General features: G+C 61.2%; 14 protein-coding genes. 10 read left to right on the top strand and 4 right to left on the bottom strand.

Annotated elements, in window-relative coordinates; all coding sequences use genetic code 11:
* The first annotated feature begins 148 nt into the window (after positions 1 to 148).
* From SFY93_RS15090 to SFY93_RS15100, 3 genes are read left to right on the top strand one after another with little or no spacing between them, the layout of a single operon-like run.
* Entirely contained in the window at positions 149 to 940 is a 792-nt protein-coding gene (locus SFY93_RS15090; RefSeq protein ID WP_320443682.1) for an ImuA family protein, read from the top strand.
* Complete coding sequence (locus tag SFY93_RS15095; protein ID WP_320443683.1) at positions 834 to 2,420, top strand: Y-family DNA polymerase; 1,587 nt, start codon at positions 834 to 836, stop codon at positions 2,418 to 2,420. Before SFY93_RS15090 ends, SFY93_RS15095 begins: the two co-directional genes overlap by 107 nt.
* A complete protein-coding gene (locus tag SFY93_RS15100) occupies positions 2,417 to 5,773 on the top strand; it encodes an error-prone DNA polymerase (RefSeq protein ID WP_320443684.1) in 3,357 nt (1,118 codons plus the stop codon). Before SFY93_RS15095 ends, SFY93_RS15100 begins: the two co-directional genes overlap by 4 nt.
* 32 nt (positions 5,774 to 5,805) lie before the next feature.
* Here the strand turns inward: SFY93_RS15100 and SFY93_RS15105 are convergent, their stop codons facing one another.
* Complete coding sequence (locus tag SFY93_RS15105; protein WP_068738081.1) at positions 5,806 to 6,093, bottom strand: hypothetical protein; 288 nt, start codon at positions 6,091 to 6,093, stop codon at positions 5,806 to 5,808.
* A 99-nt stretch (positions 6,094 to 6,192) separates the two neighbouring features.
* Between SFY93_RS15105 and SFY93_RS15110 the strand changes: the two genes are divergently transcribed.
* From SFY93_RS15110 to SFY93_RS15125, 4 genes are all read left to right on the top strand, one after another.
* On the top strand, positions 6,193 to 7,590 hold the full coding sequence (locus SFY93_RS15110) for a CoA transferase (RefSeq protein ID WP_320443685.1): 1,398 nt from the start codon (positions 6,193 to 6,195) through the stop codon (positions 7,588 to 7,590).
* Between the two features lie 220 nt (positions 7,591 to 7,810).
* Positions 7,811 to 8,980 carry an efflux RND transporter periplasmic adaptor subunit gene (locus SFY93_RS15115; RefSeq protein ID WP_093761887.1) on the top strand — a complete coding sequence of 390 codons (1,170 nt, stop codon included), beginning with the start codon at positions 7,811 to 7,813 and terminating at the stop codon, positions 8,978 to 8,980.
* 36 nt (positions 8,981 to 9,016) lie between these two features.
* Entirely contained in the window at positions 9,017 to 12,139 is a 3,123-nt protein-coding gene (locus tag SFY93_RS15120; protein ID WP_320443686.1) for an efflux RND transporter permease subunit, read from the top strand.
* 250 nt (positions 12,140 to 12,389) lie between these two features.
* On the top strand, positions 12,390 to 14,954 hold the full coding sequence (locus SFY93_RS15125) for an HWE histidine kinase domain-containing protein (RefSeq protein WP_320443687.1): 2,565 nt from the start codon (positions 12,390 to 12,392) through the stop codon (positions 14,952 to 14,954).
* A gap of 1 nt (position 14,955) precedes the next feature.
* On the opposite strand, the gene SFY93_RS15130 is transcribed toward SFY93_RS15125, so the two are convergent.
* Positions 14,956 to 16,371 carry a TolC family outer membrane protein gene (locus SFY93_RS15130; RefSeq protein WP_374725742.1) on the bottom strand — a complete coding sequence of 472 codons (1,416 nt, stop codon included), beginning with the start codon at positions 16,369 to 16,371 and terminating at the stop codon, positions 14,956 to 14,958.
* 330 nt (positions 16,372 to 16,701) lie between these two features.
* Here SFY93_RS15130 and SFY93_RS15135 point away from each other — a divergent pair, with 330 nt between their 5' ends.
* Entirely contained in the window at positions 16,702 to 18,552 is a 1,851-nt protein-coding gene (locus tag SFY93_RS15135; RefSeq protein ID WP_320443688.1) for an acetyl-CoA hydrolase/transferase C-terminal domain-containing protein, read from the top strand.
* On the opposite strand, the gene SFY93_RS15140 is transcribed toward SFY93_RS15135, so the two are convergent.
* A complete protein-coding gene (locus SFY93_RS15140) occupies positions 18,549 to 19,328 on the bottom strand; it encodes an enoyl-CoA hydratase (protein WP_320443689.1) in 780 nt (259 codons plus the stop codon). The genes SFY93_RS15135 and SFY93_RS15140 overlap by 4 nt on opposite strands.
* A gap of 77 nt (positions 19,329 to 19,405) precedes the next feature.
* Positions 19,406 to 20,089, bottom strand: coding sequence for a hypothetical protein (locus tag SFY93_RS15145; RefSeq protein WP_320443690.1), 684 nt, complete (start codon positions 20,087 to 20,089; stop codon positions 19,406 to 19,408).
* Positions 20,090 to 20,420: 331 nt separating this feature from the next.
* On the opposite strand from SFY93_RS15145, the gene SFY93_RS15150 reads away from it, so the two are divergent.
* Entirely contained in the window at positions 20,421 to 20,966 is a 546-nt protein-coding gene (locus SFY93_RS15150; RefSeq protein WP_320443691.1) for a sigma-70 family RNA polymerase sigma factor, read from the top strand.
* 2 nt (positions 20,967 to 20,968) lie between these two features.
* Positions 20,969 to 21,607, top strand: coding sequence for an NrsF family protein (locus tag SFY93_RS15155; RefSeq protein ID WP_309949085.1), 639 nt, complete (start codon positions 20,969 to 20,971; stop codon positions 21,605 to 21,607).
* Positions 21,608 to 21,624 lie beyond the last annotated feature (17 nt).

Here is a 21,624-nt window from a genome sequence, read left to right on the forward strand (position 1 = left end):
TTGATTTCAAATGCTAAAAAAGTGGCTGATGATCCCGATTGACTCGGCTTGCCATCTTAGCTTTATATTAGAACATATCATGAACAAACGGGCCGGCAATGGGTTCACTAAAAACCCGTGATGGCAAAACAATTTCGAGGAGCGGCGCATGACCGGCGCGCGCATGACCACGCTCGCGCAATTGCGCGGCAGCATCGAACGCATCGAGACCCACAGCGATACCTATGCGCCGGATCGCGTGTCGCTCGGTCATGCCGAGGCGGACGCGGCGCTGCAAGGCGGCCTCGCGCGTGGCACCATGCATGAGGTGTTCGCCGAAGGCCGGCACAGCGCGGCGGCCACGGGCTTTGTCGCCGGCCTCGCGCACCGTGTCTCGGCAAAGCGGCCGCTGCTGTGGATCCGGCAGGATTTCTCCGAACGCGAATGCGGTGCGCTGGCCATGAGCGGCTGGCGGGAACTCGGTCTCGATCCGCGCCTGCTGGTCACCGTGCGCGCGCCCGATGTCGAGACGGCATTGCGGACCACGGCTGATGCGCTGGCCTGCGACGCGCTGGGCAGCGTCGTGCTCGAGACTTGGGGCGACAGCAAACAGTTCGATCTCGTCGCCAGCCGCAAGCTCACGCTGGCGGCGCGCGGGTCGGGCGTCACGTGCCTGTTGCTGCGGACTGCAGGCGTTCCGGTCTCGAGTACGGCAGAGACGCGCTGGATCATCCGCTCCGCGCATTCGCCGCCATTCAGGCCCTGGCAATCATGGGGCGTGCCCATGCTCGACGTGCAACTGGTTCGAAATCGTCACGGCCCGAACGGGCAATGGATCATGGAATGGAAGTGTGATGAGTGCGTTTTCCGTGACACATCGGCGCATCCTCGGCCTGTGGCTGCCGCGCCTGCCAATCGATCGCATCAAACGTCAGCTCGCGCGCAACGGCGCGCCAGCTAATCTGCAAGCAAGTATTGTCGTCGCCAAGCAAAGCAATGCGCTGCAGATTTCCGCGCTGGACGATGCCGCGGCGAAGCTCGGCCTCGAACCAGGTCTGCCGCTCGCCAATGCCCGTGCGGTCTGTCCGGACATCCAGGTGTTCGATGCTGATCCTGTCGCCGATAAGCAGGTACTGACCGACATCGCCGATTGGTGCGACCGCTTCACACCGTTGGTGGCGCTGGATCTGCCGCATGGCCTGTTTCTCGACATCACCGGCTGTGCCCATCTGTTCGGTGGCGAGGCCGCACTGATGGAGCAGCTCTGCGCGGCGCTGTCGCGGCAGGGTTTTATTGTCAGTACAGCGATTGCGGGGACATCGACATGCGCGCGCACGCTCAGTCGATATGCACATGGCCGGATCATCGCCGCGGGCGAGGAGGCCAAGGCAGTGACGCCGCTACCGCTGTTCACGCTCGGCGCCGATGAGGCGATCATCCGTGGATTGCGCCGCGCCGGCTTGAAGACCATCGGCGATGTCGCCTCGCGCTCGCGCCCCGAAATCACCGCACGTTTCGGCGCGGAATTCACGACGCTGCTGGAACAGGCGCTGGGGCAAAGCGATGCACCGATCTCGCCGCGCAAGCCGCTGCCGGATTATATCGTCGAGCAACGTTTCGCCGAACCGATTGCCACCGATGGCGTGATTACGCTGACACTGGCCAAGCTGGCACGCACGCTGATCGATGCGATGGACAGGCAGGGCAAGGGCGCGCGGCGGCTGGAAGCGGCGTTCTTCCGCACCGACGGCGCGGTGCGGGTGATCACCGCGGAAACCGGTCAGCCGGTGACCAAGGGCGAGGTGATCGACCGGTTGTTTCGCGAGCGACTGGACGCGATTGCCGATCCGCTCGATCCCGGCTTCGGTTTCGATATGATCCGCCTGTCAGCCAGCCGCACGGAAATCGTCGTGCAGCAGCAGCGCGACCTCGATGCCAATGTTCACGCCAATGACGAACTGGCCGACCTGATCGACCGTATCGCAGCACGGATCGGGCCGCGACGTGTGTTGGTTTATCTGCCTGTCGAGAGCCACGTTCCCGAACGCGCGATGCTGGCGGTGCCGGCACAGCATCATCTGGCCGCCGCCATGCAGGCAGCATGGCCGCCGCGGGAAGACGAGCCGCCTTTGCGGCCGTTACGGTTGTTCGAGCAACCGGAGGTGATCGACGTCCCGCTCGCGGAATTTCCAGACAAACCGCCGAAGAAGTTCATCTGGCGACGGGTGTCCCACAATGTCGTTCATGTGGAAGGCCCGGAGCGTGTGTCGATGGAGTGGTGGCGTTCGCAGGAGGCGAAGCCCACGCGCGATTACTTTCGTGTCGAGGATGAGGCAGGTCAACGTTTCTGGCTCTTCCGTGACGGGCTTTATGGTGAGATCAGAGACGCGGACGATCAAGTCGTTTCGCCGCAATGGTTCGTGCATGGGCTGTTCGCATGAGCACGGGCGGCGCCGGCGTGCCTGACTATGCCGAGATTGGCGTTACCAGCAATTTCTCGTTCCTGCGCGGTGCGTCGCATCCGCAGAACTATGTGCATCAGGCCAGTGCCGAGCGGCTTTATGCCATCGGCATTGCCGATCACAATACCATGGCCGGAGTGGTGCGTGCCTTTGCCGAGCTAGACCACAAGGATCTTGTCTACAAACCGAAGCTTCTGATCGGCACACGGCTGGTCTTCACTGACGGCACGCCTGACGTCCTTGCCTATCCGTGCGACCGCGCTGCCTATGGCCGACTGTGCCGGCTACTGAGCATGGGCAAGCTGCGCGGCAACAAGGGTGAATGCCTGTTGCAGCTCGGCGATCTCGCTGACTTTAGCGAAGGGGTATTGCTTGTTTTAATGCCGACCTATCGGATCGACAGCGATCTTGTCCTGCGCACGCTCGATGCACTATCGGGCCTGCCAGCGGAAGGAATTTGGCTTGGTGCCAGTCCGTTTCATCGCGGGGATGACAAGCGTCGTCTGGCAAAGCTGCAGCGCATCGCATCCACTGCGTGCGTGCCCCTGATTGCCACCAATGACGTGCTCTATCACACGCCGGAGCGTCGCATCCTGCAGGACGTGGTCAGTTGTATTCGCGAGAAGGCCACCATCGAGCAGGCCGGCCGCGTGCTGGAAATGAATGCCGAGCGGCATCTGAAGCCGGCTGCTGAAATGGCGCGGCTGTTTCGCGATTATCCGGATGCGATCCGCGAGACCATCCGTTTTGCCGATCGCATCACCTTTTCACTGAACCAACTCCAATACCAATATCCCGACGAACCGGTCCCGCCGGGAAAAACCGCGCAGCAGCATCTCGCGGATCTGACCTGGGAGGGATATGCCCGGCATTTCCCGAACAGTGTTGATGAGACACTCGAAGCCACCTTACGCAAGGAGCTCGCGCTCATCGCCGAGCTCGGTTACGCGCATTACTTTCTGACCGTCCACGACATTGTGCGCTATGCGCGCAGCCAGAACATCCTGTGTCAGGGGCGAGGATCGGCGGCAAACTCGGCGGTCTGCTACATGCTCGATATCACCTCGGTCAATCCCGCCGAGGTCGACCTTTTGTTCGAGCGCTTCATCTCCAAGGAGCGGCTTGAGCCGCCGGATATCGACGTCGATTTTGAACACGTCCGGCGCGAGGAGGTGATGCAGTATGTCTACAAAAGATATGGCCGTCATCGCGCCGCGATCATCGCCACTGTTATCCATTACCGGCCGCGCTCGGCAATCCGCGATGTCGGCAAGGCGCTGGGGCTGACCGAGGACGTCACCTCGGCGCTGGCCGATACTGTCTGGGGCAGCTGGGGCAAGGGTCTCAACGAGATGCAGGTCAAGCAGGCCGGTCTCGATCCGTCCAATCCGATGATTATGCTCGCGGTCGAGCTTGCCACCGAGCTGATCGAATTTCCGCGCCACCTGTCGCAGCATGTGGGCGGCTATGTGCTGACGCAGGACCGGCTCGACACCTATGTGCCGATCGGCAATGCGGCGATGGACGATCGCACCTTTATCGAGTGGGACAAGGACGACGTCGACACGATGAAGATGATGAAGGTCGATGTGCTTGCGCTGGGCATGCTGACCTGCATCCGGAAATGTTTCGACCTGATCTTTCGTCATAAGAGCAGGCGCTACGAACTCAAGGACATTAAGGCTGAGGCCGACGACGCTCCGCCCGTTTTCAGAATGCTTCAACGCGGCGAATCCCTCGGCGTCTTCCAGGTCGAAAGCCGCGCCCAGATGAACATGCTGCCGCGCCTGAAGCCGGAGAATTTCTACGATCTCGTCATCGAAGTTGCGATCGTTCGGCCGGGGCCTATCCAGGGCAACATGGTGCATCCATATCTGAAACGGCGAAACGGAATCGAGAAGGTCAACTATCCGTCGCCGTCACCTGAGCATGGCGATGAGGACGAGTTGCGAAACGTCCTGCACAAGACCCTTGGCGTTCCGCTGTTTCAGGAGCAGGCGATGCGTATCGCCATTGAGGCGGCGAAATTCACCCCCGAAGAAGCCAATGGATTGCGCCGGGCGATGGCAACGTTCCGGAATGTCGGCACCATGCACACCTTCGAGGAGAAGATGGTGAACAGCATGGTTGCGCGAGGTTATCCGAAGGAATTTTCGGTCAACTGCTTCGATCAGATTAAGGGCTTCGGCAGTTATGGTTTTCCGGAGAGCCACGCTGCTGCATTTGCGCAACTTGTCTATGTCTCGTCATGGCTGAAACATTATCATCCAGATGCGTTCTGCTGTGGCTTGCTGAATTCGCAGCCGATGGGCTTTTACGCACCGTCCCAGATCGTGCGTGATGCGCGCGAAAATGGCGTTGAGGTTCGCGAGATCGACGTGTCTTACAGCCAGTCGCAGAATACGCTGGAGGAACGAAGCGGAAGATATTGCGCCGTTCGCCTGGGCTTCCGCCAGATTGATGGGTTCAAATGGGCCGATCCGGATGAGAAACGCGAGCGAGCGAAAGCTGGCAAGCTGCCGGAAGAAGACTGGGGCGCGCGCATCGTTGCGGCGCGTGAACAGAAACCCTTCACGTCGCTGGAAGATTTCGCTCGCGATACGGCATTGCCGAAGCGGGCGCTGATCATGCTGGCCGATGCCGATGCATTTCGTTCGATCGGACTCGATCGCCGTGCCGCATTATGGGCCGTGAGGCGATTACCCGATGATGTGCCGTTGCCGTTGTTCGAAGTCGCGACCGCACGTGAACAGCCGGACGAGAATGCGAGGCCTCTGCCTGAGATGCCGTTGCCCGAACAGGTGGTCGCGGATTATCAGACCATACGCCTGTCACTGAAGGGTCATCCGATGGAGTTTTTGCGGGCGGGCTTCACTCGCGAGAAAGTGGTGACCTGTGCAAACGTCACACATGCCAATGATAAACAGCAGGTGCGCTGTGCCGGTGTCGTATTGGTGCGGCAGCGGCCGGGCAGCGCCAATGGCGTGGTCTTCATGACGCTGGAGGACGAGACCGGCATCGCCAATATCGTGGTCTGGCCGAAGGTGATGGAGCAGTTTCGCAGGGAGGTGATGGGCTCCAGGCTCATTCTGGTCGAGGGTACGATTCAGAGCAGCCCGGACAAGGTCGTGCATCTCGTCGCCGAACGGCTGATCGATCGCTCGGACGATCTGAAGCACCTTGGCAATGATGCACTCGGCACACCGCAGCAGGCGCTGTCAGGTCCGGAACCGATCAATGACGATCGCCGCGAGCATCCCGACAATCCCGCCCAGCGCATTCGCCATCCGCGCAATGTGCGGATCCTGCCGCGCTCGCGGGATTTCCATTAAGCGTCGTTCAGAAACCATTCAGTCGTTCTTACCTATTCAGGGGATGCACCGACTGGCGGTCCGCCGGGTGGCCGGTGCAGGAAAGTAATAGTGGCATAGGCGCCGATCCATGAACCGACGGCGGCGAAACCCACATACATCCAGTTTTCGGTATAGCTGATGACGGCATAGGACGAGAGTACATACCAGACGCTGCTCCAGGTGGCCGCAGGTACGCGCCGGCGGGCCACCACCGCAGAGGTGAACATCACATAGACCGCGTCGGTGGCAGCCGTGGCCAGCACCACGGCGCCGGCCGTCAATGGATCGATGGTGGCCATGGTCTCTCCTCCATGCTTGGACAAGATGATGCGATCACGGATGTGGTCACGCTGGAAGCGTGAGCTGAATCGGTGGCGTGGGAAAGGGGGAGGATGTTGATGCACGGCATTCGTGAACTGCTCGCCGACCTCTGGAGGCAGGCTGGCGGTGATATTGCGGCGCTCCAGCGTGTTGCGCTGACCGGCAATGAGCCGCAATTGCCATCGTCATTCCATGTCGGTGCAGCCGCTCAGGTCAGCATCGCTGCGGCCGGAATGGCGGCTGCCGAAATCTGGCGGCTACGCAGCGGGCAGACGCAGACTGTCTCCGTCGATATGCGCCATGCCATCGTCGAATGCCGCAGCGAGCGCTATCTGCGCTGCGACGGCAATCCGCCGCCGCCCGCCTGGGATGCGATCGCTGGTGTCTACAAAACCGGCGATGACAAATTCGTCCGGCTGCATACCAATTTTCCGCATCATCGCGACGCTGTCTGCCAGGTGCTGTCATGCGCGCCGGAGCGCGAAGCCGTGCAGGCGGCCTTGATGCAATGGAACGGCGAAGCCTTCGAGACCGCGGCCTATGCAGCCGGGGGTGTCGTAGCGCTGATGCGATCCCATGACGAATGGATGGGGTTGCCGCAGGCCAAAGCCGTTGCTGAACTGCCGCTCGTCGAGATCACCCGGATTGGCGACGCCGAACCGAAGCTGTGGCCGATCGGCGCCCGGCCGCTTGCCGGTTTGCGCGTACTCGATCTCTCACGCGTTATCGCCGGTCCCGTCGCTGGTCGTACGCTTGCGGCCCATGGCGCGGATGTGATGCTGGTCTCCAGCCCCGATCTGCCGGCGATCCCGTGGCTCACCATCGATACCGGCCGCGGCAAGCTCTCGAGCTTCGTGGATCTCCAGAGTGAGCAGGGGTGCGACACCTTGCGAGGATTGCTCGCGCAGGCGGATATCTTCTCGCAGGGCTACCGCCCGCAATCGCTCGCGGCGCGCGGCTTCTCGCCGGAGGCGGCGGCCCGTGTCAGTCCCGGTATTGTTTATGTTTCGCTCTCCGCCTACGGCCGTTCCGGGCCGTGGGCCGGGCGCCGCGGCTTCGATTCTCTCGTGCAATGCGCGACCGGCTTCAACCACGCCGAAGGGCAGGCGGCCGGCGTCGATGGGCCCAGGGAATTACCGGCCCAGATGCTCGATCATGCCACCGGCTACTTAATGGCGTTCGGCGCCATGATCGCACGTGCACGTCAGGCGCGTGAAGGCGGTAGCTGGCACGTGCTGGTCTCTCTTGCCCGCACCGGTCAATGGCTGTGGGATATGGGAAGGATCGCGGAGGGTCTCGCGGTCGATGACCTCAAGGGGGAGATGGTCAAAGCCTTTACTGAGGATATGCCGTCCGGCTTCGGCCAGTTGTCGGCGGTCCGTCATGCAGCCGTGTTATCGCGAACCCCGGCATCGTGGGCGCGTCCGACAATGCCCCTCGGCAGCCATCCGGCGGTATGGCCGTCCGGCAATTGAAACCCATTCGCGGGATTTCAAAATTTTAACGAAGATTCGTAAGTGCACACGCGTTTTTAGATTGTCTGAACGCCCAGATGCGCACTATTAGCGCGTGAATGGGACAAATCGCCGCGGAATAAGTGCGTTTCCTACCGAGGACTGGACAGTGACGAATTTAGATCAACGATCTCAGCTGTTTAGCGGAAAACGCCTGATCGCGGGCGGTTGCATTGCTGCTATGCTGGTCGCCGCAGGCATCGGCTACGTGCGGTTGTCCACCCCGTCGAAGGGGCATTCCGACGTTTCGAGCCAGTCGCGGAAGAATCCGCAGCGCTACACGACCTCGCCGTCGGAATGGGCGAGCCTGACCATCGAGCCGGTCACCGTGCGTGCCTTCCGCGCCGAGCACGTCACCGAGGGCAAGATTGCCGTCGATGAAGACCGCTCGACCCCGATCTTTTCACCCTATGCCGGCCGCGTCACCAAGCTGCTCGCCAAACCAGGCGACCATGTCGAAAAGGGCCAACCGCTCTTTGTGATCGAAGCGGCCGACACCGTCGGCGCGCAGAACGATTTCGTTGCCGCGACCACGGCGCTCAACAAGGCGAAGTCGCAATTCGACCTCGCACAGATCCAGGACAAGCGCGCCCGCGACCTGTTCGAAGGCAAGGCTGTGCCGCTGAAAGACTATCAGCAGAGTCAGGCCACGCTGCTGCAGGCACAGAACGATCTGCGCACCGCCGACACGGCACTCGAAGCCGCACGCAATCGCCTGCGTATTCTTGGCCTCTCGGAAGACGCCATCACGGCATTTCAGGAGAAGGGCCGCATCAATCCAGAAACGACGATCTACGCGCCGCTTGCAGGCACCGTGGTTCAGCGCAAGATCGGCCCCGGCCAGTACATCAGCGCCGGCGCTGCCGATCCGGTCTTCGTGATCGGCGATCTCTCATCGGTGTGGCTCACGGCCTTCGTGCGTGAGACCGAAGCTGCTGCTGTGCAGATCGGTCAGGAAATGAGTTTCACCGCACTGGCGCTGCCGGGCCGCGTGCTCACTGGCCGCATCAGCTATGTCGCGACTGCGCTCGATCCCGCGACGCGTCGTCTGCTGGTCCGCGCAACGCTGGACAACAGCAACGGTCTGCTGAAGCCCGAAATGTTCACCACCGTGACGATCTACGCGCCTGGCGACCAGCCGACGATCGGCGTGCCGAAAACGGCGCTGATCTATGAAGGCGATCAGGTCCGCGTCTGGGTCGCGCATGACGACAAGACCATCGAGCTGCGCACGATCAAGACAGGTATGACCAATGGCAATCTCGTCGAGGTCCATGGCAACCTGAAAGCCGGCGAACGCATCGTCACCAAAGGCAGCTTGTTTATCGATCGCGCGGCCTCCGCCAGCTAACCCCCAGCTTCGGCTCTTCTGAAAGGTCCGATCTGGATGGATCGTCTTGTTGCTCTGGCCGTCGACCGTCGCTTCCTGATGGTGGCGATGTTCGCCGTCGTTTTCATTGGTGGTCTGTTTGCCTTCAATCAGCTGAACATCGAAGCCTATCCCGATCCGACCCCGCCGATGGTCGATATCGTCACGCAGAGCAACGGCCTCTCTGCCGAGGAAATCGAACGCTACATCACGATTCCGATCGAAGCGCAGGTCGCGGGCATCAAGAACCTCAAAACGATCCGCACCATCTCGCTCTACGGCCTCTCGGACGTCAAACTGCAGTTTTCGTTCGACTATACCTATGACGAAGCATTGCAGCAGGTGCTGAACCGGCTATCGCAACTCGGGACTTTGCCGGGCAATGCGCAGCCGACGATCTCGCCGATCTCTGCGGTGGGCGAAATCTTCCGTTACCGTCTGGTGGGACCGCCGAACTACAGCGTACTCGATCTCAAGACCCTGCAAGATTGGATCATGCAGCGCCGCTTCCGTGCGGTACCAGGGGTCATCGACGTCATTGGTTGGGGTGGCAAGACCAAAACCTATGAGATCCAGGTCGATTTCAGCAAGCTCGTTGCCTACGGCTTGACGCTGCCGCAACTGCTGACCGCCGTCGGCAACGCCAATATCAATGTCGGCGGCAACACCGTGAATATCGGCGCGCAATCGGCCGTGGTGCGCGGCGTCGGCCTCATTCGCTCGATCGACGACCTTTCCAATACGATGATCTCCCAGACCAACGGCAATCCGGTTCTGGTCAAGGACGTCGCTACGGTGTCGGTCGGCGAGAAGCCGCGCCTCGGCATTGCCGGTCTCAATCAGGAGGACGATATCGTCCAGGGCATCGTGCTGATGCGCCGCGGCGAAAAGAGTTCGCCGACCATCGCGCGTGTCGAACAGCTGGTGCAGCAGATCAATCGCGGAGGCATCTTGCCGCCCGGCGTGCGGATCGAACGCATCTATGACCGCAAGGACCTGATCGATACCACCACGCATACGGTGCTGCACAACATGGTCGTCGGCATCCTGCTGATCGTGCTGCTGCAGTGGATGTTCCTCGGCAACCTGCGTAGCGCGTTGATCGTCGGCGCCACTATTCCATTCGCCCTGTTTTTCGCTGTCATCATTCTGGTGCTACGCGGTGAATCCGCCAACCTGCTATCGGTGGGCGCCATCGATTTCGGCCTGATCGTCGATGGTACGGTCATCATGGTAGAGGCCATCTTCAGACGGCTGACCCAGACCACAGAGCTTTCCGAAGCGGAGCGCAGCCACATCTCGCCCGAGACCATCATGGGCATGAAGAAGCATGGCATCCTCAGCGCATCCGCTGACGTGTCGCGCTCGATCTTCTTTGCCGCCGCGATCATCATCGCCGCGTTCCTGCCGCTGTTCACGCTGTCCGGCGTTGAAGGTAATATCTTTGGGCCGATGGCGCGGACCTACGCTTATGCGCTCGCCGGCGGCCTTATCGCGACATTCACCGTCACGCCTGCGCTGAGCGCGATCATTCTGCCGGCGCATGTCCACGAGACCGAAACATGGATCATGCGCCAGCTGCATCGCCTCTATATGCCGGTGCTGCACTGGGCGGTCGCCAGCCGAAAGATCGTACTGGGCATTGCGATTGGTCTCGTCGTGGTGACTTTCTTCATGGCGCGTTTCCTCGGCCTGGAATTTCTGCCGAAGCTGGAAGAGGGCAATCTCTGGATCCGCGCCACGCTGCCGCCGACGATCTCGCTGCAAGAAGGCAACACTTACGTCAACGAGATGCGCAGGCTGATCCGCCAGCAGCCCGAGGTAGAATCCGTCGTCTCGCAGCACGGCCGTCCCGATGACGGCACCGACGCGGCTGGCTTGTTCAACGCGGAATTCTTCGCCCCGCTGAAGCCTGCCTCCGAATGGCCGGCGCCGCAGGACAAGGATGCACTGACGGCGCGTCTACTCAAGGAACTGCAAACGAAATTTCCCGGCGTCGAGTTCAACTTCTCGCAATATCTGCAGGACAACGTCTCTGAAGCCGTCTCTGGCGTGAAGGGCGAGAACTCGATCAAGCTCTACGGCAACGATCTGGATGCACTTACCAAGACCGCTAACGAGATCAAGGCCGTACTGTCGACGGTGCAGGGCGTGACGGATCTCGCCGTGTTCACATCACTGGGGCAGCCAACCATCCAGATTGACGTCGACCGCGCCAAGGCTGCGCGCTACGGATTGTCGCCCGGCGATATCAACGCCACCATCAAGGTCGCCATCGGCGGCGATTCTGCAGGCGATCTCTACGAGCCCGGCAGCGATCGGCATTTCCCGATCATGGTGCGGCTGGCGCCGGAATATCGCCGTAGCGCTGAGGCGATCCAGAATTTGCGCATCGGCGCACCCGGTCCAAACGGCACGATCGCGCAGATCCCGCTAAGTGAAGTGGCATCGATCAATCTCGTCTCGGGGGCGGCCTATATATATCGCGAGAACCAGGAGCGTTATCTGCCGATCAAGTTCTCGGTACGCGAACGCGATCTCGGCAGCGCCATTCAGGAAGCGCAGGACAAGGTCGCAGCGCTAGTTCAGCTGCCGCCGGGCTCGCGGACCGAATGGGTCGGGGAGTTCGGCAATCTTCAGGACGCTATCGCACGGCTTTCCATCGTGGTGCCGATCAGTCTCGCTCTGATCGGCGTGCTGCTCTGGTTCAACTTTGGCTCGATGGCCGACACACTGCTGGCCATGAGCGTGATCCCAATGGCGATCTTTGGCGGCGTGCTCGGTCTGCTGATCACGGGTATTCCGTTCAGCGTATCGGCGGCGATCGGCTTCATCGCGCTGTTCGGCATTGCTGTCATGGACGGCATCCTGATCCTGTCACAATACAATCAGCTGATCGACGAGGGCTATGAGCGCATCAAGGCTGTGATCCGGACCGGCGAGTTGCAACTGCGGCCGGTGCTCATGACCTGCATCGTTGCGGGCGTCGGCCTGCTGCCGGCGGCGCTGTCGGAGGGAATCGGGTCTCAGGTCCAGAAGCCGCTCGCGGTTGTCGTCGTCACTGGCATGATGCTGGCGCCGCTGGTGATCCTGATCACCCTGCCGGTGCTGATCTCGTTCTTCTCAAGCCGGGCGCGTTAAACCAGCTTGCGACGGGAGCGGCTCGGGCTGTCCCTGAGGCAGCCCAATGGCCATATCCAAAAAACCGGCCTCGGCATGGATCGAAACCGGCGCTTGCCCGTTGACCGGTTCCCCACCCGGCTATTCCAGCCCCCGTGGCGTTTCGGTAGGTGCTCTTGAACGCTGTATTTACTGATCTTTTTTCAAAGATGCAGCCGTGCCATGCTGGCGGCCGTCGTTTCGAGCGCCGCATCTTTTCAGAGACTTTTTGATGCTCACCAAGACCGCCTCTGTCGACCTGACCAATTGCGACCGCGAGCCAATCCACATCCCCGGCAGTGTTCAACCCTATGGTTGTCTGCTCGCCTGCGATGGCTCTGTCGGGATGGTCCGGCGCCATTCGGTCAATGCCGGCGCGATGCTTGGTGTGGGATCAGGCGACATCAATGGCCGCAGGCTGGACGATCTGATCGGCGAAGGGCCGGCGCACGACATTCGCAATGCCATCGCCAAATGGGGCAACCAGCAGCGCCCGGGACTGCTGATTGATTTCAAGGTCGCGCATTCGCAGACCGCGTTCAACGTCGCTGTGCATCGGCACAAGGGCGTCAACATCATCGAATTCGAGCCTGTGGACGCCAGCGAGGCGACACCGCCTCTGGAGTTGTCGCGCTTGCTGATCGGCCGCATCGGTCAATGCAACGATCTCGACGTGCTGTTTGACAATGCGGCGCGGCTACTGCGTGGCGGACTCGGCTACGACCGGGTGATGGTCTATCAATTCGCTCATGATGGCTCCGGCCGGGTGATCAGCGAGGCGCGCCGCGGCGATCTCGAGAGCTTTCTGGGACAGCACTTTCCGGCCAGCGACATCCCGCAGCAGGCGAGGGTGCTCTACGTGCAGAACACCGTGCGGATCGTCTCGAATGCGAGCGGTGAGCGCGTGGCCATCGATCCGGAGTTCGATACATCCGGTGAACCGCTCGACCTGTCCTTTGCACATCTGCGCAGCGTTTCGCCTATCCACTGCGAGTATCTGCGCAATATGGGCGTCGGTGCGTCGATGTCGATTTCCATTATCCACGACGGCGTGCTGTGGGGGCTGATCGCTTGCCATCATTATGCACCGCGCGCGCTTTCCATGGAGAAACGCGTTGCTGCAGAGATGTTTGGCGAGTTCTTTTCCATGCAACTGGCCGGGCTTCTTCAAAAACGCAAACTGGCCGCTAGCGAAAGCGCGCGGCGCTATCTCGACCAGCTGTTGCACAATGTTTCGCATCACGGCGATATCGAAGACCTGCTCAAGGAAAGCATTCGCGATTTTAGCGTGCTGATGCCGTGTGACGGTATTGGCCTATACCTCAACAAGACCTGGACGTCTTATGGCAGCGCGCCGCCGGCTGCGGCAGTGCCGGCGCTGATGGGCTTCATCAATTCGGTGGCCGAAGGACGGGTGTGGGCGACGAGCGCCCTGTCAGATCGATTGCCGGCCGCTGAAGACTATGCCGCCGCCGTCTCCGGCGTGCTGGCGGTGCCCTTGTCGCAACTGCCGCGCGATTATCTTCTGTTCTTTCGTAGCGAAGTTGCGCAAACCCTGAACTGGGCGGGTGATCCCAACAAGACATACGAAATCGGTCCATTGGGCGATCGGCTGACACCGCGCAAGAGCTTCGCGATCTGGAAGGAGACCGTACAGCGCCAGTCCCAGCCATGGTTGCAAAACGAGCGCGACACCGCCGAGGCCGTGCGCTCGGCTTTGGTGGAAGTGGTGCTTCGCCACAACGAATTACTGGCGGATGAGCGGCACAAGGCTGACCTGCGCCAGAAAATGTTGAATGAAGAGCTCAATCATCGCGTCAAGAATATCCTGGCACTGATCAAATCGCTGGTCTCCCACCCGGTCGAGGATGGCCGCAGCATCGAGGATTATGTCGCCTCCCTGAAGGGACGTATTCAGGCCTTGTCGCTTGCGCATGATCAGGTCATCCGCGGCGCCGGTGGCGGTGCGTTAGAGGGATTGCTCGATGCGGAATTTTCGCCGTATCGCGAGTCGGTGAAAGCGATCGAGGTGACCGGGCCCGATGTTTCGCTCGACGCTCGGGCCTATTCGGTACTCGCATTGGTGCTGCACGAACTGGCCACCAATGCCGCCAAATACGGTGCGCTTTCCGTAAGCACGGGGCGCTTGTCGCTCGAGTGGAAACGCACCGATATCGGCGATTGCGAAATCCACTGGCTTGAGCGCGACGGCCCCCTTGTTGCGCCGCCATTGCGGCCGGGCTTTGGATCGATGCTGATCAGCCGCAGCATTCCCTACGACCTCGGCGGCGAAAGTGATGTCGATTATGAGCCGGCCGGCGCGCGCGTGCGGTTGCTCATCCCGGCGCGCTTCGTTGTCTGGCCCACGCCGGCGGCGGCGCGCAACGTGCGCGCCCGACGCGAGGACGACAGGCCGATGGCGTCGATGCGCGGCTTGAAGGTGTTGATGGTCGAGGACCAGCTTCTGATTGCCATGGACGTCGAGACCATGCTGACCCACGAGGGCGCGGCATCGGTCGAGACGGCATCTTCGGTCAAGGAGGCATTGATCGCGCTGACGATCATGAGGCCTGATGTGGCCATCCTCGACGTCAATCTCGGCAATGGCAGTTCGGTGCCGGTGGCCCAGGCATTGCGCGAGCGGGGCATCCCCTTCGTCTTCGCCACAGGTTATGGCGAAACCAACCTGATCCCGGCGTCGATGGATGACGTGCCGATCGTACGCAAGCCCTACGACCTCGCATCGCTGGTCGCCGCGATGACCACGGCGATGACGAAGAAGAGCTCGGCCGGATAGTTTACTGCCCCGAGGGCGTGCGCAGCCCGTGCCAGGCATCGCGCACCTGATGGTAATGAACTTCTGGTAGATAGTCTGGCGTGTTCAGTCCGAGCGTCTTCACATCCAGCCTGCCGATTGCGCTGAGCAGCGAATAGGATGCGATGACCCGGTCACGCTGCGCGCCAATCAGGCGTGCCTTTGCCTGTACGAGATCCTGCTGTGAGTTCAGGACGTCGACAGTGGTGCGCTGACCGCCTTGGGCCTCGCGTTGTACGCCCTGCAGTGCAACGCCAGCAGCGCGTACTTCGGCTTCAGCGGCACTCACCGCCGTCTTTGCGCCTTCATTTGACACCCATGCACCGACGACTGCTGTGCGGGCCTGATTGCGGACCTGCTCGAGCACCAAGCGGCTTACCGACGACAGTTCCTTGGCTTGACGCGTCTGCGCGGCACCGAGGCCGCCGTCATAGATCGGCGCCGTCAATTGGCCGACAATCGAAGCCTGGTCGGTGCCAAAAGTGCCAAGCGTCGGATCCGATTGGCTGGATTTGCTGGCGCTGCCCTGCAGCGTCAGAGTAGGCAACAGGCTGCTCTCGGCCACCTTGATCGTCGTGGTCGCCACATCGACATCGTAGCCGGCTGCCAGCACGGCGGGGTGCGCCTTGAAAGCCTGATTGACGGCATCGTCGCGGTTGCGCGGCAGCAGCCGATCCATCGGTTCCGCCGGACTGAGCCGCGAGGGTGCAGCACCAATCACCTGCGTATAAGTTGCCTGGCTGATGGCGAGATTGACCTCAGCGGCGTTGAGATCGGCCTGGCCACGCGCCAGTCGCGCTTCGGCCTGTGACGTGTCGGTGGGTGTGACGTCGCCGGCGTTGAGCCGCTTTTGGGCGATGCCGAGGGTTTCGCGCAGGGAGGTGACGTTGGTGCGCTGGGCTTCGACCAGCGATTGGTTGGCGAGAACATTGGTATAGGCAACGACAGCATCGAGCAGCACGCCCTGGCCGACATTGCGCAGCGCTTCCCGGCCGGACTGGACCTGCAATTCCGCGACGCGGACACTGTTGGCTGTCTTGTTTCCGTTATAAAGCGTCTGGGTGACTGTGACGCCGATGGTCCATGGCTTCAGCGTTGCGCCCTGGATGGTGTTGTCTACGAGCAGGTTGCGTACGGCCTGAAGGCCATAGCTCAGTGTGGCTGCCACCTGAGGCCGGTAGCCAGCCATCGCCTGCGGAACGTTCTCATCGGTGGCACGCTGGCGGGCCCGTTCGCCGTTCAGCTGCGGATTGGACTGATAGGCTTTGGCAAGGGCTTCCGACACCGTTTCGGCACGCGCATCAATCGCAGCAAAAATGCCATAGCCAATCAGGCTCAGGGCCATGCCTGTCCGAAGCGCGCGCCTTGCGGCGAGGCCAAATATGCCGTGACGAACCATATTATCCCAAAGCAATCTTCGGACGTCCGCTCCCGCTGACGTCTAGGTATGTTTAGAGGGCGTTGCCTTTGCAGGCAAACCATCCGGCGAAGAACCTCCGGGCTTTTGCGCTTTCCCCACAGGGCATTTGGCTGCCCCGATTTGCTTGATTGATCAGGACCCTAGGGTGGATGAGGGGCTCCGTGAATGCGACGAATAAACCCGCTTCACATGGCCGCGTGTGTTGCATGTCGGGCACATTTCTGAATAACCGCACGCGGTGGTAACTCTGTCCGGCTTTGCTGCGCGATTGCGCTGAGGAGCTGTCGATCCTGCCCAGCCGGAATGCTAATGCCGAAGATATTCACTGATCCCGACGCCATCGCCGAGGACATCATTCGCGACGTCGGGACGTCGCTCGTGGTCGGGCTGCCGCTCGGGCTTGGCAAGGCCAACCATATCATCAATGCGCTCTATCAGCGCGCACTGGCCGATCGCAGCATCAGGCTGACGTTCTTCTCTGCCCTGACACTGGAGAAGCCGAGACCATCCAGCGAGCTGGAGAAGCGCTTCATCAATCCGGTGATCGAGCGGCTGTTCGGGGGCTATCCCGATCTCGCTTATGCAAACGCGTTGCATAAAGGCGAGCTCCCGCCCAACATTCAGGTCAACGAATTCTTCTTCCTTGCGGGAAAATGGCTGCGGGTCGCCGATGCACAGCAACACTATATTTCAGCGAACTACACCCATGCGGCGTCTTATCTGTTGACGCGTGGGCTCAACGTCATCGCGCAACTGGTGTCGAAGCGTTTGGTCGATGGCGCGGCGCGCTATAGTCTGAGCTGCAATACGGACACCACGCTTGATCTGATGCGGGCGCGCAACGAAGGGCGCGTCTCGTTCAAGTTGATCGGTCAGGTCAATTCGGAATTGCCTTTCATGCCGGGGCAGGGTGATCTCACCGGCGATGAGTTTCACGCAGTGCTCGAAAGCCCGGAGACTGAATTTCCGCTGTTTGCGCCACCGTCCGAACCGGTCAACGACACCAAATACGCGATTGGATTGCACGCTGCCGGTCTGGTGCGTGACGGCGGCACGCTGCAGATCGGCATTGGGCAAGTGGGCGATGCGCTGGCGCAGGGCCTGATCGTTCGCCACCGCGACAATGCGGCGTTTCGCAATATGATGCAGCGTCTTGCCCCCGACGCGCCTCGGAAGGAAGTCGCGACGTTCGAACACGGCCTCTACGGTGTCAGTGAAATGCTGTTCGAAGCATTTCTCGGCCTGATCGACGCCGGCATTCTCAAGCGCGAGGTGGATGGCACCATCGTGCATGGCGCGTTCTTTCTGGGGCCGAAGGCATTCTATCAGGCGCTGCGCGACATGACGCCGGAGCGTCTGGCGAAAATCCAGATGATGCCGGTATCGTTCACCAATGAGCTCTATGGCAACGAAGAGGCGAAACGACAGGCGCGCGTCGATGCGCGCTTCGTCAACAATACGATGATGGCGACGCTGATGGGCGCTGCGATCTCCGACGGTCTCGAGAACGGCCAGGTCGTAAGCGGTGTCGGCGGACAGTTTAATTTCGTCTCACAGGCTTTCGCTTTGGACGGCGCGCGCTCGATCCTGACTCTCGAATCCACACGCATGGGCAAGAGGCCGATTTCCAATATTCGCTGGAGCTACGGTCACACCACGATCCCGCGACACCTGCGCGATATCATCGTGACTGAGTATGGTGTCGCCGATCTGCGCGGGAAATCCGATGCGGATGTGATTGCGGAAATGCTGCAGGTGTCTGACTCGCGCTTTCAGCCGGAGCTGATGAAGCAGGCCAAGGAGGCTGGAAAGCTTCCCAGGAGCTATGACATTCCTGCAGCATATCGCGACAACGTGCCCCAGCGGATCTCCGCTGCCCTCAAGCCGGCGCGGGACGCTGGTCTGCTGCCCATGTTCCCGTTTGGTAGCGACTTCACGGACGTGGAGCAGCGTCTGATCCCTGCGCTGCAGGTCCTGAGCGCCGCATCGGTGTCGCCACAACAACTCGCAGGCCTGTTCTGGCAGAGCATGACACACGCACCGAGTGCGTCAGATGAATCGGCGCTGGCGCGGCTCGGGCTCGATCGTCCGGCCACATGGGCCGAACGCGCCTATCGTCTGCTGGTTTCCGCCGCGCTCGCGCGCAGCGGCTCAGCCTAGCGATTCTTGTTGACCGGCTTCCGCTTCTCGATGAAGGCGGCCATGCCTTCTGAACGGTCTTCCAGCGCGAATGTCGCGTGAAACAGATCGCGTTCAACCTTGAGGCCTTCGGTGAGCGGCGTCTCGAAGGCGCGATTGACGGCGTTCTTTGCCATCGTTGCCACCGGGCGCGACATGGCGGCGATCTTTTCCGCCATAGCGATGGCTTCTTCCATCAGCTTGTCGGCTGGGACAATGCGGCTGACGAGGCCAGAGCGCTCGGCTTCCGCCGCATCCATCATGCGGCCCGTCAGGCAGAGGTCCATCGCCTTTGATTTGCCGATGGCGCGGGTGAGGCGTTGGGTGCCACCGATGCCGGGAATGGTGCCAAGCGTGATTTCCGGCTGGCCGAACTTTGCGGTGTCTGCGGCGATCATGATGTCGCACATCATGGCGAGTTCGCAGCCGCCACCGAGCGCATAGCCTGAGACGGCTGCAATGGTCGGTTTGGTGCAGGTGGCGACGCGGTCGCCGCCGATCGCGGTGAAGTCGCTGGAGAACATGTCGATGAAGCTCTTTGGCTGCATCTCCTTGATATCTGCCCCGGCGGCAAATGCCTTCTCGCTGCCGGTCACGATGATGCAGCCCACGGCAGTGTCCGCTTCCAGCTCGTCGACGGCGATCTTGATTTCGCTGAACACACCGAAAGAAAGCGCATTGAGCATCTTCGGGCGATTCAGCGTGATGATGCCGACCGCGCCTTTGCGCTCAACGATGAGGTGTTCGTAGCTGCTCATGTTCCATCCCGCGGATTTTTTGCCGAAGCCGCCAGGATCGGCGGCCCCGCGCAATTTGCCCGCTCGGGGGATGGGGTTCAAGCCATAAACATACGGGCCGCAGAGGCCATGGTCAGCAAACCGCCAAATGCGATGAAGATCTTGCCAACCAGGGAGGTCTTGTCCCAGGTCGTGCTGTTCTCGCTGCCGACTTCCGGTGCCGGCGTATCGATGGTGGCCTTTGCGAGCGTCAGCGGCGGCTTGTCGTTGCTGATGGCACGATCGAGGTCGTTGAGCTGGTCAGCGGCAACGAGCTGCGCGTTGCTGGCGCCGGAATCCGGCGACGTCGTTGCGGGCTGTTCCTGCTGGCCGCCGATTTGGCCAAGCGCGCCGCCGGCTTGCGATGACATGTTGTAGGTGTTGGTCGCTGCGGTCTCGGAGGGCCATTGCGCATTGGCATTGGCGACCAATGATGGGATGGCAGTATCACTGCTTCCCGGCTTCGCGTCTTCCGTCTTGGCGGCGTCCTCCTCAGCGGGCTTTTTCGACGCCTTGGTGGCCTGCCGGTCGGACTTGCGCGATTTCGTTTCGCTCTTCCTGGCACTGCGGTGCTTGGTGGCCTTTGCGGCTGGTTCGGCGGACGTGTCTGCGGCGCTGCCGACCGCTGCGGCCGGCTCGGATGCCGGGGCGTCGTTTTCGGTCGCGTGAAGCGGTGCCGATGTGCAGATCCACAATCCGGCTGCGATGACCAATGCCGCACGCCCGCTGGCTCTGATGTTCATGGAAATCTCCCCAAAATACCGGCCCCCAATGGCCGCAAGGGAAACTGCGCAGGTGTTCACACCGGGGCAAAAAAAGGGAATCTTCGGACGAGTCCGGCAAAAACGGGGCATGAACACCGCCGCAGCCATCGTCTCCACAGACGTCGGCAAAAATCTGCCTTTGAAATCAAGGCGACGGATGTCACTCTGACGGTTCGATGTTATGAGCCGGATGTCTTTGAAATCTTCGGCTCGGGGTTGGGGCGCAGGTGAGGGCTTCACGGTTCCGTGATTTTTCTCTCGGCTGACGTAACAAATTGAACTATCCGCCGAATTGGCTTTAGGAGCGCGCGTGCGCGGACGTGACGACGAATGGACCGATCTGATGCGGTCGGCCAATGCAGGGGATAGCGCTGCTTATCATCGCCTGCTGAAGTCGGTTACGCCCGTGCTGCGTGCCGGAGCGCGGTGGGGCCTGTCACGAGCTGGCCAGCCGCCGGATCAGGCCGAGGACATTGTGCAGGATATTTTGCTGGCGGTGCATTTGAAGCGGCAGACCTGGGACGCTAACGCGCCGTTCGCGCCGTGGCTGTTTGCGATCGCCCGCAACAAGCTGATCGATGCGCTGCGCCGCCGCGGACGTCGCGTCTTCGTCAATATCGACGATTTTGTCGAGACGATTCCGAGCGAGCCGCCGGCTGAAACATTGCCCACCGTCGAGATATCCAATCATCTCGCAGATCTTCCGCCGCGGCAGCGCGACGTGTTGCGATCGATCGCGGTGGAGAGCGCATCCATCAAGACCACGGCGTCGAAATTGTCGATGACCGAAGGCGCCGTGCGCGTGGCGTTGCATCGTGGGCTCGCGAGCCTCGCAGCCAAGCTGCGAAAGGATTGACCATGGATACCGATCGCCTGATTCAGACGCTGGCCGCCGATAACGATCAAAGGGCACGTCCTGTGAGCACGCAGCTCGCGATGGCCTTGTTGGTCACGCTGCCGGTTGTGGCGGCGATGTTGCTGGTGACGCTTGGCATTCGTCCGGACTTCATGTCGGCCATGCGCAATCCGTTCTTCGATACGAAATTTCTGGTGACGTTGGCGCTTGCCATTCCAGCCATCGTGATCAGTGTCCATCTGTCCCGGCCCGAGGCGTCGTTGGGGCGCTGGATCTGGCTGTTATTGTTGTCGCCGTTCATTCTCATCGTGGCGTTGATCGTCGAAATGACGATGCCGCAGCGCGCGCCGATGATGGTGCGCATTATCGGCAGAAACTCGTCGCTGTGTTCGGCGGCGATCACGTTGCTGTCGCTGCCGATCCTCGGCGGCGCGATGATTGCGCTGCGCCACGGCGCGCCGTCACGTCCCGCCGTTGCCGGCGCGCTCGCGGGATTGATGTCAGCCGGGCTAGGGGCGACGTTTTACGCCGCGCATTGCGCAGACGACTCGCCGCTGTTTGTGGCGACCTGGTACACGCTCGCAGCCCTCGTCGTGGCGGCGCTGGGGGCAGCCATCGGTTCGAAAGTACTGCGCTATTGAGCAGTGCGTGAGCCACG

Source organism: Tardiphaga sp. 42S5 (genome assembly GCF_034044155.1).
Lineage (GTDB): Bacteria > Pseudomonadota > Alphaproteobacteria > Rhizobiales > Xanthobacteraceae > Tardiphaga > Tardiphaga robiniae.